This is a genomic window from Pontixanthobacter luteolus (assembly GCF_947494915.1).
In the GTDB taxonomy this organism is placed as follows: Bacteria; Pseudomonadota; Alphaproteobacteria; order Sphingomonadales; family Sphingomonadaceae; genus Pontixanthobacter; species Pontixanthobacter luteolus.
This window is the reverse complement of sequence record NZ_CANLWR010000002.1, coordinates 413,083-426,608: the sequence shown is the minus strand read 5'-3', so window position 1 is coordinate 426,608 and position 13,526 is coordinate 413,083. Positions and strand designations below refer to the sequence as shown.

General features: G+C 59.4%; 11 protein-coding genes. 5 read left to right on the top strand and 6 right to left on the bottom strand.

Translation table 11 applies throughout. The features are described from left to right. The first annotated feature begins 5 nt into the window (after positions 1-5). Complete coding sequence (locus PO778_RS10905; RefSeq protein WP_271439645.1) at positions 6-3,482, top strand: efflux RND transporter permease subunit; 3,477 nt, start codon at positions 6-8, stop codon at positions 3,480-3,482. Between the two features lie 65 nt (positions 3,483-3,547). Next, the gene (locus tag PO778_RS10900; protein WP_271440031.1) at positions 3,548-4,756 is read left to right on the top strand and encodes a DUF445 domain-containing protein; all 1,209 of its coding nucleotides are present in this window, start codon (positions 3,548-3,550) and stop codon (positions 4,754-4,756) included. Between the two features lie 30 nt (positions 4,757-4,786). On the opposite strand, the gene PO778_RS10895 is transcribed toward PO778_RS10900, so the two are convergent. From PO778_RS10895 to PO778_RS10885, 3 genes are all read right to left on the bottom strand, one after another. Then, entirely contained in the window at positions 4,787-5,668 is an 882-nt protein-coding gene (locus PO778_RS10895) for an energy transducer TonB (RefSeq protein ID WP_271439644.1), read from the bottom strand. A gap of 109 nt (positions 5,669-5,777) precedes the next feature. Continuing rightward, complete coding sequence (locus tag PO778_RS10890) at positions 5,778-6,707, bottom strand: electron transfer flavoprotein subunit alpha/FixB family protein (protein ID WP_160731206.1); 930 nt, start codon at positions 6,705-6,707, stop codon at positions 5,778-5,780. Continuing rightward, positions 6,707-7,453 carry an electron transfer flavoprotein subunit beta/FixA family protein gene (locus PO778_RS10885; RefSeq protein WP_271439643.1) on the bottom strand — a complete coding sequence of 249 codons (747 nt, stop codon included), beginning with the start codon at positions 7,451-7,453 and terminating at the stop codon, positions 6,707-6,709. The genes PO778_RS10890 and PO778_RS10885 overlap by 1 nt, the downstream gene beginning before the upstream one ends. Positions 7,454-7,700: 247 nt before the next feature. Here PO778_RS10885 and PO778_RS10880 point away from each other — a divergent pair, with 247 nt between their 5' ends. Then, positions 7,701-8,615: a DUF6265 family protein gene (locus PO778_RS10880; RefSeq protein WP_271439642.1), complete on the top strand. Its 915-nt coding sequence runs from the start codon at positions 7,701-7,703 to the stop codon at positions 8,613-8,615. 78 nt (positions 8,616-8,693) lie between these two features. On the opposite strand, the gene sucC is transcribed toward PO778_RS10880, so the two are convergent. Further along, positions 8,694-9,893 carry an ADP-forming succinate--CoA ligase subunit beta gene (gene sucC, locus PO778_RS10875; protein WP_271439641.1) on the bottom strand — a complete coding sequence of 400 codons (1,200 nt, stop codon included), beginning with the start codon at positions 9,891-9,893 and terminating at the stop codon, positions 8,694-8,696. 101 nt (positions 9,894-9,994) lie between these two features. Here sucC and PO778_RS10870 point away from each other — a divergent pair, with 101 nt between their 5' ends. Then, positions 9,995-10,777 carry a 3'(2'),5'-bisphosphate nucleotidase CysQ gene (locus tag PO778_RS10870; RefSeq protein WP_271439640.1) on the top strand — a complete coding sequence of 261 codons (783 nt, stop codon included), beginning with the start codon at positions 9,995-9,997 and terminating at the stop codon, positions 10,775-10,777. Positions 10,778-10,864: 87 nt separating this feature from the next. Here PO778_RS10870 and PO778_RS10865 read toward each other — a convergent pair whose 3' ends face one another. Then, on the bottom strand, positions 10,865-11,563 hold the full coding sequence (locus PO778_RS10865; protein WP_160731211.1) for a YiaD family glycine zipper/OmpA-like lipoprotein: 699 nt from the start codon (positions 11,561-11,563) through the stop codon (positions 10,865-10,867). Positions 11,564-11,753: 190 nt separating this feature from the next. Between PO778_RS10865 and PO778_RS10860 the strand changes: the two genes are divergently transcribed. Continuing rightward, positions 11,754-13,079 (top strand): hemolysin family protein, encoded by a 1,326-nt coding sequence (locus tag PO778_RS10860; protein ID WP_160731212.1) that lies wholly within the window; start codon positions 11,754-11,756, stop codon positions 13,077-13,079. Between the two features lie 31 nt (positions 13,080-13,110). Here the strand turns inward: PO778_RS10860 and PO778_RS10855 are convergent, their stop codons facing one another. Continuing rightward, positions 13,111-13,524, bottom strand: a complete 414-nt coding sequence (locus PO778_RS10855; protein WP_160731213.1) for a DUF3035 domain-containing protein — start codon at positions 13,522-13,524, stop codon at positions 13,111-13,113. Positions 13,525-13,526 lie beyond the last annotated feature (2 nt).

Genomic DNA, 13,526 nt, shown 5'->3' with positions numbered 1-13,526 from the left:
GCCTCATGAACTTCCGCAACATATCTGCATGGTCGATCAGAAACCCGGTCATACCGCTGGTCTTTTTCACTGCGATCTTGCTTGCGGGGATGCTCAGCTTCTTCCGGATGGATGTGGTCAACAATCCGGATGTCGAATTTCCTGCGGTTAATGTCAGCATTTCACAGCCCGGCGCCGCACCGACCGAGATTGAAAACCAGATTACCCAGCGGGTGGAATCCGCCGTCCGGTCAATCAATGGCGTCAGCTCGATTTCGTCGTCGGCACGCGAAGGCAGTTCGAACACCACGGTTGAATTTGAAATCGGCACCGACGTGAATGACGCCGTGGCCGAGGTGAAGAACGCAGTCGACACCGTTCGCGGCAGTTTGCCCGACGGCATCCTCGAGCCGCGGATCAACAAGATCGAAATCAGTGGCGGCTTCCTCGGTATCTATGCCGTCGAAGCAGACGACATGACGATCGAGCAGTTGAGCTGGTTCATCGACGATTCGATTGCGAAACGGCTGCTGTCCATCGAAGGCATGGCCGAAGTCGACCGGTTTGGCGGTGTGGACCGCGAGATCGAGGTAACGCTCGACCCGGGCAAGATGCAGGCGCTCGGCGTTACGGCCAGCCAGATCAACCAGGTCCTGAGGTTCGATAATATCGACGCTGCAGGCGGCATGGCGGAAGTTGGCGGCACGCGCCAGTCGGTCCGCGTGCTCGGCAACACTGCAACCGCTTTCGACCTGTCGCAGAAACAGATCCGGCTGGGCAATGGCCGCACCATCAGGTTGAGCGACGTCGCGACTGTTCGCGATGGCTACAGCGAGCGGACCTCGATCAGCAAGGTGCGCGACAAGGAAGTCGTAAACTTCGCGATGAGCCGAGCCAAGGGCGCATCCGACGTAACGGTGTTCGAACTGGCTCAGGAAGAAATCAAGAAAATCGAGGCGGACAATCCCGGGATCCGGTTCATCCAGCTTTCCAACTCGGTCAAATACACGATCAGCCAATACGAAAGCTCGATCTACGCCATGGTCGAGGGCGCCATTCTGGCGGTTGTGGTCGTGTTCTTCTTCCTGCGCGATTGGCGCGCGACGGTCATTTCGGCAATCGCCATCCCGCTATCGGCAATTCCGACATTCTGGTTCATGGACCTGCTCGGGTTCAATCTGAACTTCCTGTCATTGCTCGCGCTGGGACTTGTCGCGGGCGTTCTGGTCGATGATGCGATCGTGGAGATCGAGAATATCGTGCGCCATATGCGCATGGGCAAAACGGCGTATCAGGCGTCGATCGATGCCGCCGATGAAATCGGCCTGGCTGTTGTGGCGACGTCTTTCTGTATCGTCGCGGTGTTCCTGCCGGTCGGCCTGATGCCGGGTATTTCGGGCCAGTTCTTCAAGAATTTCGGCATTACCGTGGTCATTTCGGTTCTGATGAGCCTCGCGGTTGCGCGTATGATCACCCCGATGCTTGCCGCCTACTTCCTGCAGTCGAAAGGCCATGCAGAGCACGGCGAAGGCCCATGGATGGATCGCTATATGCGGATCCTCAACTGGTCGCTCGACCGCTCGAAGATGAAGGCCGCGCGTGAAAACCTTCCAGGTGTGCGCAGCCGGTTCCTCTATGTAACGACAGCTATTGTCTTGCTGCTTGCGCTGATCGCGGTACCCGGTTTCATCGTCTTCACCGTTTACGGTTTGATCGACAGCATCGACGTTCCTGGCACCTTGGCCAGTGCCGCATCGAGCGAGCAGGGCAGCTTCCTGTGGAACCTCGTCGACAAGCCGTTGAAGATAATCCAGCTGATCATTGCCACGATCTTCGGCATCGTAGCGGTCTTCTTGGTTATCAAGCTGTTTGGCGCTATCTCTTACCTGTTCGGCAAGCGGATACGCCAATCCTACCTCTGGCTCGAATCGCGCTTTCTCGATCACCGTGTGTGGATGGTCGGGATCGGATATTTCGCATTCCTGCTGACAATCCTGCTGTTCATGAACACGCCGGCTCAGTTCCAGCCGACCATCAACGATGACAACAGCCGCGTGCAGATCGACATGGTCCCGGGCACCACGCTTGAAGGCACCGAACGGGTCGCCGACCGTGTGGCCGCGCTGCTTTACGAACAGCCCGAGGTTGAGCGTGCGCTGGAACGTGTGCGTGAAGGCAATGCGACGCTCTATATTTCGCTCAAAGAAGATCGAGAAAAAACGTCGATTGAATTCGAGCGTGATCTCGCGCCGGTGCTGGCCAAGATCCCCGATGCGCGTGTTCGTTTCCAGTCGCAATCGGGCGGGTTCGGTTCCGGCCGCGACATGACGGTAATGCTTGCCGGATCGGATCCCGATCTGCTCGAAGAAACCGCTGCCACTCTGGTCGAACAGATGAAAGGCCTCGACACGCTGGTCGCCCCGCGCGTCAATGCCGACATCAACCGGCCCGAACTGATCATCAAGCCGCGCGCCGACATCGCTTCGGAACTGGGTGTGACCACCGCCGCGCTCAGCCAGACAATCCGTATCGCGACGATGGGCGAGATCGAGCAGAATGCTGCGAAATTCTCCCTGTCAGATCGCCAGATTCCGATCCGGGTGAAATTGCCCAAAGCGTCCCGTCAGGATTTGAGTACGATTGCGAAGCTCCCGGTCCAGACCGGAAGCGGCGGAAGTGTGCCATTGGAACGGGTTGCGGAAATTTCTTTCGGCTCTGGCCCAACGACAATCCAGCGCTACAACCAGAACCGCCGCGTACTGGTTGGGGCTGACCTCGCGCAGAACATTGTGAAGGGTGAGGCTCAGCAACAAATCGACGCGCTCCCGATCCTCCAGAATCTGCCTCAGGGCGTTATCCGCGATGTTGTGGGCGAAGAAGAATGGCAGCAGGAACTGGCGCAGAACTTCGTGATCGCGGTGTTCGCCGGTGTGCTGCTCGTGTTCGCTGTTCTGGTGCTGCTGTATAAGCGTCTGATGTCGCCGCTGGTGAACATGTGTTCGCTGGCGCTGGCACCTCTCGGCGGTATCTTCCTGGTGTTCCTCGTCGGGCAGCCGGTTTCCATGCCGGTGATGATTGGCGTGCTGATGCTGCTGGGGATCGTGTCGAAAAACTCCATCCTGCTGATCGATTTTGCGATCGAGGAAATGCAGACCGGTACCAACAAGCTGAAGGCAATCGTCGAGGCAGGGCACAAGCGTGCACAGCCAATCGTGATGACGACCGTTGCGATGACCGCGGGCATGGTGCCCACGGCGCTGTCGCTGTCGGGTGACGGTGCGTGGCGTGCGCCGATGGGCACGGTGGTTATTGGCGGCCTGATCCTGTCGACTGTGCTGACGCTGCTGATTGTTCCGGCGGGCTTCAGCCTTGCAGACGGCCTCGAGAAGCGTATGGGTCCGTGGATGCGGAACAAGTTCCTCACCTACCGTCCTGGCGATGCGGATGAACCGGTCGCTGGCGGCGCTGCCGGCACTGCGCCGGGCGGCTATCCGGCCGAGTGACTGCAGACGTACAGCAAAACAGACTGAGCGTCGGCGCACCGCTGCCGCCTGATACGGCGCGCCGTATGCGCTGGACCGCCACCATAATGCTGGTCATCATGGCCGGTGTGTTTATCGGCACCAAGCAGGTGCTCGATCTGCATCCGGCATGGGGGTATGTGCACGCGTTTTCCGAAGCGGCGATGGTCGGCGGGCTGGCAGACTGGTTTGCGGTCACCGCGCTGTTCCGTCATCCGCTTGGCATTCCGATTCCCCACACCGCGATCATTCCTGAAAACAAGGATCGTATCGCCGACACGATGGCGGATTTCCTGCGCACCAATTTCCTGACCCCTGCAGTGGTGGCGCGGCGTATGCAGGCGATGAATATCGCCAAGGCCGCCGGCGAATTTCTGGTCCAGCCGACAAAGGGCAGCCAATCGCGCATCGGTGCCGGCGCATCCGAACTGATTGCGGGCATTCTTGAATCGCTCGACCCCGACCGGCTGGGCGGACAGGTCAAGGCGGGCCTGAAATCGCAGGCGCGCAAGATCGAGATCGCGCCGCTGCTTGGGCAAATGCTGCAGACGGCCATGGCTGACAAGCGGCACCTGCCGCTGATCGATGCGCTGGTTCGTTGGTCCGGGCTGACGCTGGAAGATAACGAGGATCTGGTTCGCGACATGATCAGCGAACGGGCCAATGGGATCATCCGCTGGACCGGTCTCGACGGACGCCTGTCCAAATCGGTTCTCGACGGCCTGTACAAGCTGCTTGCCGAGGTTCTGGTGGATCCCGAACATCCGCTGCGTGACAAGATCCAGGAGGGGCTGGAGCAGCTCGCCGACGATCTGGTCAACAATCCCGATATGCAGGCCAAGGTCGAGCGGATGAAGAACGAAGTCCTCGAAAACGAGGCCGTGGCCCGTTGGTGGGAAGGCGTGTGGGAACGGATGCGTGCGGGTATGATCCGCATGGCCCGCGATCCGGAAACCACGCTAGGCGGCCAGATCGGCGACAGCCTGGCAGAACTTGGCAAGGCACTGCGCGATGATGCCCGCCTGCAGACGCAGGTCAACCGTTTCGCCCGCCGCACGGCAGTGGGCGTGGCGACGCGTTACGGCGACCAGATCGTCCGGCTGGTTTCAGAAACCGTGCGCCGATGGGACGCACGGACGTTGACTGACCGGGTTGAAAACGCCGTCGGCCGCGACCTGCAATTCATTCGTATAAACGGGACGGTGGTCGGCGGCCTGGTCGGGATGACTATCCATTTCGCGGACCAGTGGATTTGACAAAGCCCCAGGCTAAGCCGCCGCGACCTGTTACGAACCAGACGTAATGAAAACGAACGATGTGCCCCAGAACGATTTGACGGGGTCCCCCCCTGCGTTGATCGCAGGCCTAAATCTTCCGCGTTTCTTGATCAGGTTGCAGACCGACAGGCGGAAAGCCGGGTCCGAGAAAGCCTGTTGAATGGTGCAATCCGTAACTTCGCCGGCCTCATCGATATCAAGCCGGACACGCACTGAGCCGGACAGGTTTTTCCTTAGAGCTCCGGCGGGGTAGTCCCTCGGTGTGACCCATCGACCAGGTCCGGATTTGGGTTCTGGCGAAGAAATGAGATTTCGCTGAACCTGCGGATCGAACCCCCAGCTCCGCATGAGGTCGTCCATACAAGCGCCCATCGCCTCAAGCGGCTTCGACAGGGGTCCTGTCTGCAGCGCGACCGGCTGTGAGACCCCTTTGGATATTTCGAAACTTGTAATGGTTGGAGCCCGCTCACTTTCGCGCAAGATTGCCGCTTTGCGGTCTTCGGGTTTTTCCATTTCCAAGGCCTTGTATTCGGCGTGCGGAACCAGACCCGTGCTGAATTGCCATGTCGTCATGCCTTCGTCGTTCTGGCCATACAGCAGATTCGACGCTTCGCCGGGCTCGTCACCGGGTGCAAAACGGTATTCGAACTGCTTGCCTTGCGGATCCAACGATTTGCCCGATACGTACATGTCGAAACCAGGTCCCGGAACATAGCGGACAAACTGCGTAGCCACCTGATTTTCGCCTTCGCCGAAGATGCGGACCAGTCGGCATGCTTCCTTGTCATAGCTCAGGTTCCATTTGGAACTGGGTTCAAGCGCAATTGGGGCGGCCTGAAGAGGCGTCGAAACAGAAAGGGCCGATACGGCCAAAACGATGGTACGGCTCATTAGGGTGAACTCCACTCAAACCGGTCAAAGGATGCTTCGCGCAAATTAAACAAAAAAAGGCGGCCTGGTCAATCAACCAAGCCGCCGTTTTTTGTTAGAATTTAGGAGCTTACAGCTTTTCGGTCAGCTCCGGCACTGCCTTGAACAGGTCAGCGACCAGGCCGATATCCGCGACCTGGAAGATCGGGGCGTCTTCATCCTTGTTGATCGCGATGATCGTTTTGGAATCCTTCATCCCGGCAAGGTGCTGGATTGCGCCCGAGATGCCGATGGCGATGTAGACTTCCGGTGCCACGATCTTACCGGTCTGGCCGACCTGGTAATCGTTGGGCACATAGCCTGCGTCCACTGCAGCGCGCGATGCGCCGATACCGGCGCCGAGCTTGTCTGCCAGCGGAGTGATGACCTGCTCGAAAGTTTCCGCATCCTTCAGCGCACGGCCGCCGGATACGATGATTTTCGCGCTGGTAAGTTCAGGGCGCTCGCTCTTGGCGATTTCTGCACTGACAAAGCTGGACAGGCCGGCGTCGCCGGGGCCCGAAACAGCTTCCACCGTACCGCTGCCGCCTTCCGGCGAGGCCTTGTCGAAAGCGGTGCCGCGAACGGTGATCACCAGCTTCGGGTCGGATGATTCAACGGTTGCGATGGCGTTGCCGGCATAGATCGGACGGGTGAAGGATTTTTCGCCTTCGACCGAAAGGATGTCCGAAATCTGCATGACATCGAGCAGCGCAGCAACGCGCGGGGCGATGTTCTTGCCAGTGGTGGTGGCAGGCGCGAGCAGCGCGTCGTGGTCTGCCATCAGCGCAGCGACGAGCGGCGCGACGTTTTCAGCCAGCTGATGTTCGTAAGCGGCGTCATCTGCCAGGTGGACCTTGCCGACGCCGTCGATCTTGGCGGCTTCGTCAGCAACTGCGGCACAGCCCGAGCCAGCAACCAGCAGGTGCACTTCGCCCAGCTTCGCGGCAGCGGTGACGACGCTAAGCGTTGCGTCTTTGACTGAGGAGTTGTCGTGTTCGACCAGTACGAGGGTTTTCATCAGGCGACTCCCATTGCTTTGAGTTTGGCGACCAGCGCATCCACGTCTGCGACCTTTTCACCGGCCTGGCGAACCGGAGGCTCGCTGACATTGGTGGTGGTCAGGCGGGGCGCGATATCGACACCCAGATCGCCCGGTGTCTTGGTATCGAGCGGCTTTTTCTTGGCCTTCATGATATTCGGAAGCGAGGCATAGCGCGGCTCGTTCAGACGAAGGTCGGTGGTGACGATGGCCGGAAGCGTCAGCTTCACGGTTTCGAGACCGCCATCGATTTCGCGCTTTACGACAACGCTGTCACCATCGACTTCGACAGTGTTGGCGAAGGTGCCCTGCGGGCGTTCCATAAGTGCGGCGAGCATCTGGCCGGTCTGGTTGCTGTCGTCGGAAATCGACTGTTTGCCGAGCATGATCAGGCCGGGGTTCTCATCAGCGGCAATTGCCTTGAGAATTTTTGCAACGGCAAGCGGCTCAACTTCTTCGTCGGTTTCGACCAGGATCGCGCGGTCTGCGCCCATGGCAAGCGCGGTACGCAGCGTTTCCTGCGCCTTTGCCGGGCCGACCGAAACGGCGACGATTTCTTCAGCCTTGCCTGCTTCTTTCAGGCGGATGGCTTCTTCGACGGCGATTTCATCGAACGGGTTCATGCTCATCTTGACGTTGGCAAGATCGACGCCTGAACCGTCCGCTTTCACGCGGGGTTTCACGTTGTAATCGATAACCCGTTTAACGGGTACGAGGATTTTCATAGGATACCTTTCCTCTCAAGAATCTCTGAACGCGGCCTAGCTTGCGTTTACGTAAACGTCAAGTTGAGCCAAGCCTGAAACTGCTCTGTCCAGCTCGTTGGCCCGCGCGCCGCAATGCCAACAGAACGAGCATCACCGCCCTCGCGTTCCGAGGAACTTTGGTCAAGCCTGAACTTTACCTCAGGGCGCGGCGCACTTAGCGTCAAAAGTGGAGGGCTGAACCATGCTACGATCGATACTATTGCTGATGGCTGCGGGGTTTTTGGGCGCATCGGCACCGCCCGTTCTCAGGAGCACCTCTGCGCCGGAGAGGGAGGCTCCGCCGCCCCCGGCAACCATAGCGCAGATGAACTGGCTGATCGGCACATGGAGCGGCACCGGCATTGGCGACGCGCCTGCCCATGAAAACTGGTTGCGCGGTTCAGATAGCACTCTCGTCGGCACATTTGTGCAGCAGACTGCGGACGGCGACATCGCATTTACCGAGCATATGTACATCACCGAGCAGGACGATAGCCTCGTCCTCAAGCTCAAGCATTTCAACTCCGATTTGACCGGATGGGAAGAGAAGGCTGAAATGCTTACCTTCCCGCTTTCCTGGATCGATCAGTGCGTGGCCAAATTTGGCGGAGTGACCTTCCGCTGTATTGCCATGGACAACCCCGGTCTTGGTCTGATGATAACGGTAAAGATGAAAGAGGGGGATGAACTCGGGTTTCGTTTGCGCCGCACCGATATGGCTGTGGCCGCGCAGTGCGCCGACCCGTGGGACATCTCCGGACAAGAGGCGTGCTATGCCGATGTGCTGAGGCAGGCTGACGCGCAGAAAGCCCGATATCTGGCTGCAGCTATCGAGAATCAAACCTGGGTCGCGAACACGATAGCCGAACGGCGCTATCTCAAAGAACCCGATCCGCTGGATCGGCCTGACCTTTCGGTGGTTGAGAGTATCGCCGCAAGCGAAGCAGCATTCACGGCCTATCGCGACGCAGAATGCGGTGCGGTTTTTGCGAAGGTGAAAGGCGCGGCCACGCCTCTGTCAAAATCACTCACCTGTGCGATCAGGCTGACCGAGGATCGGACCTACATCATCTGGCGCAATTGGCTGGCCGGCACGGAGGTCATTCCGTCAATTTTGCCAGAGCCGCAGCCGGTGCCTTGAACTGAAAAGGCGGGCAAAGCGCTTGTCCGCTTTACCCGCCTCTCATTTTTCAAGCCCGCATTGGGCCAGCAGTAGGAATTACGCCGCCTGCTTGACCTCGGCCACGATCTTCTTGGCGGCATCGCCGAGATCGTCAGCACTGACGATCGGCAGGCCGGAGTTGTTGAGGATGGCCTTGCCCTCTTCAACATTGGTGCCTTCGAGGCGGACGACCAGCGGAACCGACAGGTTCACGTCTTTTGCCGCCTGAACGATACCGTCGGCGATCACGTCGCATTTCATGATCCCGCCGAAGATGTTGACGAGGATGCCTTCGACAGCCGGGTCCTTCAGGATGATCTTGAATGCAGCAGTCACTTTCTCCGTGGTGGCACCGCCCCCCACGTCGAGGAAGTTTGCCGGGAAGGCGCCGTTCAACTTGATGATGTCCATCGTTGCCATGGCGAGGCCGGCCCCGTTGACCATGCAACCGATATTGCCGTCCAGCTTGATGTAGGCGAGATCGTATTCGCTGGCTTCGACTTCGGCCGGGTCTTCCTCGGTCTCGTCGCGCATCGCTTCCACGTCCTTGTGACGATAGAGCGCATTGCCGTCGAAGCTCATCTTGGTGTCGAGAACCAGCAGCTGCCCGTCCTTGGTTTCAACCAGCGGGTTGATTTCAAGCATTTCGCAATCAAGGTCCATGAAGGCTTCGTAAAGCTTGGCAGCCAGCTTCTGGCACTGCTTGTTGAGGTCACCGCTCAGCTTCAGGGCGAACGCAACCGCGCGGCCATGATGCGGCATGAAGCCTTGCGCCGGATCGATCGTGATCGTGGTGATCAATTCGGGCGTGTTGTGCGCCACGTCTTCGATGTCCATCCCGCCTTCGGTCGAGGCGACCATTGCGACCTGGCCGCTTGCGCGGTCGACCAACATGGCGAGGTAATATTCGCTTTCGATATCGACGCCGTCGGTCACATACAGGCGGTTCACCTGCTTGCCTTCGTCACCGGTCTGGATCGTGACCAGCGTGTTGCCGAGCATTTCCTTGGCGTCTGCTTCGACATCCTCGATGCTCTTGGCCAGCCGCACGCCGCCCTTCGCATCCGCACCCAGTTCCTTGAACTTGCCCTTGCCGCGTCCGCCAGCGTGAATCTGCGCTTTGACCACATAGAGCGGTCCGGGCAGTTTTTTGGCGCCTTCAACGGCTTCTTCGACTGTCAGCGCTGCTTGGCCCGCAGGAATGCCGATGCCGTATTTCGCGAGGAGTTCCTTGGCCTGGTATTCGTGAATGTTCATGGAGTGTCCGTCTTTGTGAAATGCGAAAGAATCTGCTGCGCGCCTAAGCATGGATAAGCACGCTTGAAAAGTGCTGCGTGTCCATCCAACAGCGTATGAGCATGATTGATCGTTCCCGCCTTGAAGCCATTGTCGATGAAGCAGGCCGTATTGCGCATGGTTTCTGGCCCGGTGCGGGGCACGCAGTAAACAGCTGGGAGAAAGAGCCCGGAAGCCCGGTTTGCGAAGGTGATATCGAGGTCGACGGCTATCTTCGCCGGCATCTGGGTGAATTGCTGCCATCGGCGGGCTGGCTGTCGGAAGAAACCGCAGACGATCCGCAGCGGCTGGACAAGGGCCTGATATGGCTGGTTGATCCGATCGACGGGACCCGCGATTTCATCCGCGGAAGGAGCGGTTGGTGCATATCGGTTGCGCTGATCAGCGAGGGCCGCCCGCTTCTGGGCATTCTGGATGCGCCGGCGCGAGGCGAAAAATGGATCGCCGTCGCGGGGCAGGGTGCGTGGCGCAATGGCCAGAGGTTGAAAGCCTCGACCCGGTCGGAATTGCATGGCGCACGCGTGCCCACCACCTCGCTGGCCAAGGTCGATCAGATTCTTTCGATGGTCGATCAGCCCAATTCGATCGCATTGCGGGTCGCCATGGTCGGCGCCGACGAGGCTGATTTGGTCGCGACCCTGCGGTGGGGATTCGAATGGGATATCGGCGCAGCAACCTTGATCGCGAGGGAGGCCGGCGCGACGGTTACCGATGCTTTCGGGCGCCCGTTTGAATACAACAAACGTGATCCGCGGGCTTTCGGGATGCTGGTGAGCGCGCCGGACATTCACAGCGCTGCGGTGGATCATTTGGCGGAACGGGCCAACCAGTTCCTGATCAAGTGAAGCCGCGAAAGTGGCCAGCACGTTAGAGCCCAACAAAAAAGGGGCAGCCCTGCGGCCGCCCCTTTGTTCATATTGTCGCAGGCTGCCTTAGTAACCTTGCGATTGCTGGGCAGCTTCCACGTCTTCCTGCGTGATCGGAATGATCTTGATTTCGACCCGGCGGTTGAGCGCGCGGCCTTCTTCGGTTGCATTCGTCGCAATCGGAGCAGTCTCGCCGAAACCCTGCGAACGGATACGTGCAGCGCTGACGCCGCGCGATGCCAGGTAGTTTGCAACGGCCTGGGCGCGCTGTTCGGACAGGCGCTGGTTGAACGAATCGGAACCGGTTGAATCGGTGTGACCGTAAACGTCGATCAGGCTGTCGGGATATTGTTGCAGGCTGCCTGCAACCGTGTCCAGCGTGTCACGGAATGCCGGCTTGATGGTGTAGCTGCCAACGTCGAAAGTCACGCCATCGGGCAGGTTCACAAGGATGGCTTCGCCGCCATCGACTTCAGTAACATCAACGCCGGAACCGGCGGTCTGTTCTTTCAGTTCCTTGATCTGCTGATCCATTTTGTAGCCGACCACGCCGCCAGCAACGCCGCCAACGCCCGCACCGATGATGCGTCCGGTCTTGCCACCGATTACACCGCCCAGAAGGCCGCCGAGAACCGCACCGCCGACACCGCCGATTGCAGTGCGCGATACTTTCTTCTCACCGGTGTTCGGGTCGGTAACGCAGCCCGAAACTGTAACGAGCGAGAGAGCTGCGAGGCTCGACATGAAAATTCTTGATTTGGCCATGGGGTTTTCCCCTCCTGTAAAAATGTATTCGGCAGTCCTGAGCGGGCCGCACCCACCTGCGCCGCATTACCTAAACTCTGAACAGGGCCGCATGTTCCCGCAGGACGCACAATGCAGCTGCTCGGGCGCTTACCGGCAAGATCTGCTAAGGAATGCTGGCACGCGTAGACAATTGTGCTAGCGGAAAGGGGTGACACCTTTTCCATGGCCAGACCTGCTCATCATCGGCACTCTCATTGTGATCAATGGCGTGTTCGCCATGTCCGAGCTCGCCATCGTATCCGCGCGCACGGGCCAGTTGCGCAGCGCTGCGGACAAGGGCAGCCATTCGGCCAATGTTGCCATGAATCTGGCAGCCAATCCGGGTAAATTCCTGTCGACGGTCCAGATCGGCATTACTCTGATCGGGATCATCGCCGGTGCGTATTCAGGTGCCAGCTTGGGCCGCCCGGTCGGTGAACGGCTGGAACTGCTCGGCGTGCCGGGCGAGATGGCTGACGATGCTGGATTTGCGCTGGTCATCGCCCTGACAACGTATTTCAGCCTCGTGGTTGGTGAACTAGTGCCGAAACAGCTGGCCCTGCGCGCAGCAGTGCCGATCTCGCTGGTAATGGCGCGCCCGATGGCGATACTCGCCAGGGTCGCAGCACCGCTTGTGTGGGTGCTCGATACGTCTTCCGGGCTTTTGATTCGTCTGTTCGGTATTCGCCCGGGCGGGCAGTCCTCCGTCACCGCGGAAGAACTGCACATGATTTTCGCCGATGCAACGCGCTCAGGCGTGATCGAAAGCGATCAGCGGCAGATTCTGACCGGTGCTGTACGGCTGGCCGAACGTCCGGTGCGTGAGGTGATGACGCCCAGGACGGAAATCGACTGGATCGACATTTCGGCGGACGAAAAACAGATCCGCAAGGCAATCGACGACAGCCCGCATTCCTTGCTGCCGGTGGCCGATGGCTCACCCGACAAGATACTGGGCGTGATCAAGGTGCGCGAAGTCCTCGCGCTCATGGTGCGGGGCCGGAAAATCAATCTCAAACGGCTGATGAAAAAAGCCGAAATTGTTCCTGACCAGCTCGACGCGATGGACGCGCTGCGCAGTTTGCAGCAGGCCGAAATCGCGATGGCGATGGTGCATGACGAATACGGCCACCTCGATGGGATCGTGACGCCTGTCGATCTGCTGACCGCGCTGGTGGGCCAATTCGTTAGCGATCAGGATGAAGGCGATACGCCCTCCATCGTGGAGCGGACCGACGGTTCGCTGATCGTGTCAGGCAGCCTGTCCGCCGACGATCTGGCTGACCGACTCGGGCTTGATTACGGCGACGAGCGCGAATTTGCGACCGCCGCAGGGTATGTCCTGTCGATCATCAAGAAGCTCCCGCTGGAAGGCGAGAGTTTCATTGAACAAGGCTGGAAATTCGAGGTCATCGACATGGATGGCCGCAAGATCGACAAGCTGATAATCAGCCGCGCAGATCAGTCCGGCGCAAGCGATACTGCGGAAGCCTGAGTGCCCGCGTCGCTGCGGGCACGAAAGACGCTTAGCCGGGAATGATTGCCTGGCTGTTCTGACCGTCACCTTCGGGTGCAGCGATGATGTCGCGGGTAACGCGGCCCTTCGCGACCGTATTGGTCTGCGGATCACCAACCGATGAGCGGATGCCCGGTGCGGCAACGCCGGCACGGTCGAGCGCGCTGGTTTCAACGCCGCTACGCGGGGCAGGGCCGCCGAACAGAGCCTCGAGAGCTTGCTCGCTCGCAGTGCCTTCCGACGGACGCGGGGCGCCCGGTGCCGGCGGAACCAGATTGAAATCTGGCGGAACGACGAGCGGAGCCTGACGCTGTACGGCAAACTCATCAGGACGCTCACGGCCCAGAATGCCGCCGCTGCTGCCGCATGCGGCAAGAACGGTGCTGGCTGCGCCGAGAAGGATGATGGTGGCTGTCTTACGCATAA

Excerpts from the sequence above, each read along its gene's own strand:
- PO778_RS10905 (WP_271439645.1), top strand. The coding sequence starts at position 6 with ATGAACTTCCGCAACATATCTGCATGGTCGATCAGAAACCCGGTCATA.
- PO778_RS10900 (WP_271440031.1), top strand. The coding sequence starts at position 3,548 with ATGCGCTGGACCGCCACCATAATGCTGGTCATCATGGCCGGTGTGTTT.
- PO778_RS10895 (WP_271439644.1), bottom strand. The coding sequence starts at position 5,668 with ATGAGCCGTACCATCGTTTTGGCCGTATCGGCCCTTTCTGTTTCGACG.
- PO778_RS10890 (WP_160731206.1), bottom strand. The coding sequence starts at position 6,707 with ATGAAAACCCTCGTACTGGTCGAACACGACAACTCCTCAGTCAAAGAC.
- PO778_RS10885 (WP_271439643.1), bottom strand. The coding sequence starts at position 7,453 with ATGAAAATCCTCGTACCCGTTAAACGGGTTATCGATTACAACGTGAAA.
- PO778_RS10880 (WP_271439642.1), top strand. The coding sequence starts at position 7,701 with ATGGCTGCGGGGTTTTTGGGCGCATCGGCACCGCCCGTTCTCAGGAGC.
- sucC (WP_271439641.1), bottom strand. The coding sequence starts at position 9,893 with ATGAACATTCACGAATACCAGGCCAAGGAACTCCTCGCGAAATACGGC.
- PO778_RS10870 (WP_271439640.1), top strand. The coding sequence starts at position 9,995 with ATGATTGATCGTTCCCGCCTTGAAGCCATTGTCGATGAAGCAGGCCGT.
- PO778_RS10865 (WP_160731211.1), bottom strand. The coding sequence starts at position 11,563 with ATGGCCAAATCAAGAATTTTCATGTCGAGCCTCGCAGCTCTCTCGCTC.
- PO778_RS10855 (WP_160731213.1), bottom strand. The coding sequence starts at position 13,524 with ATGCGTAAGACAGCCACCATCATCCTTCTCGGCGCAGCCAGCACCGTT.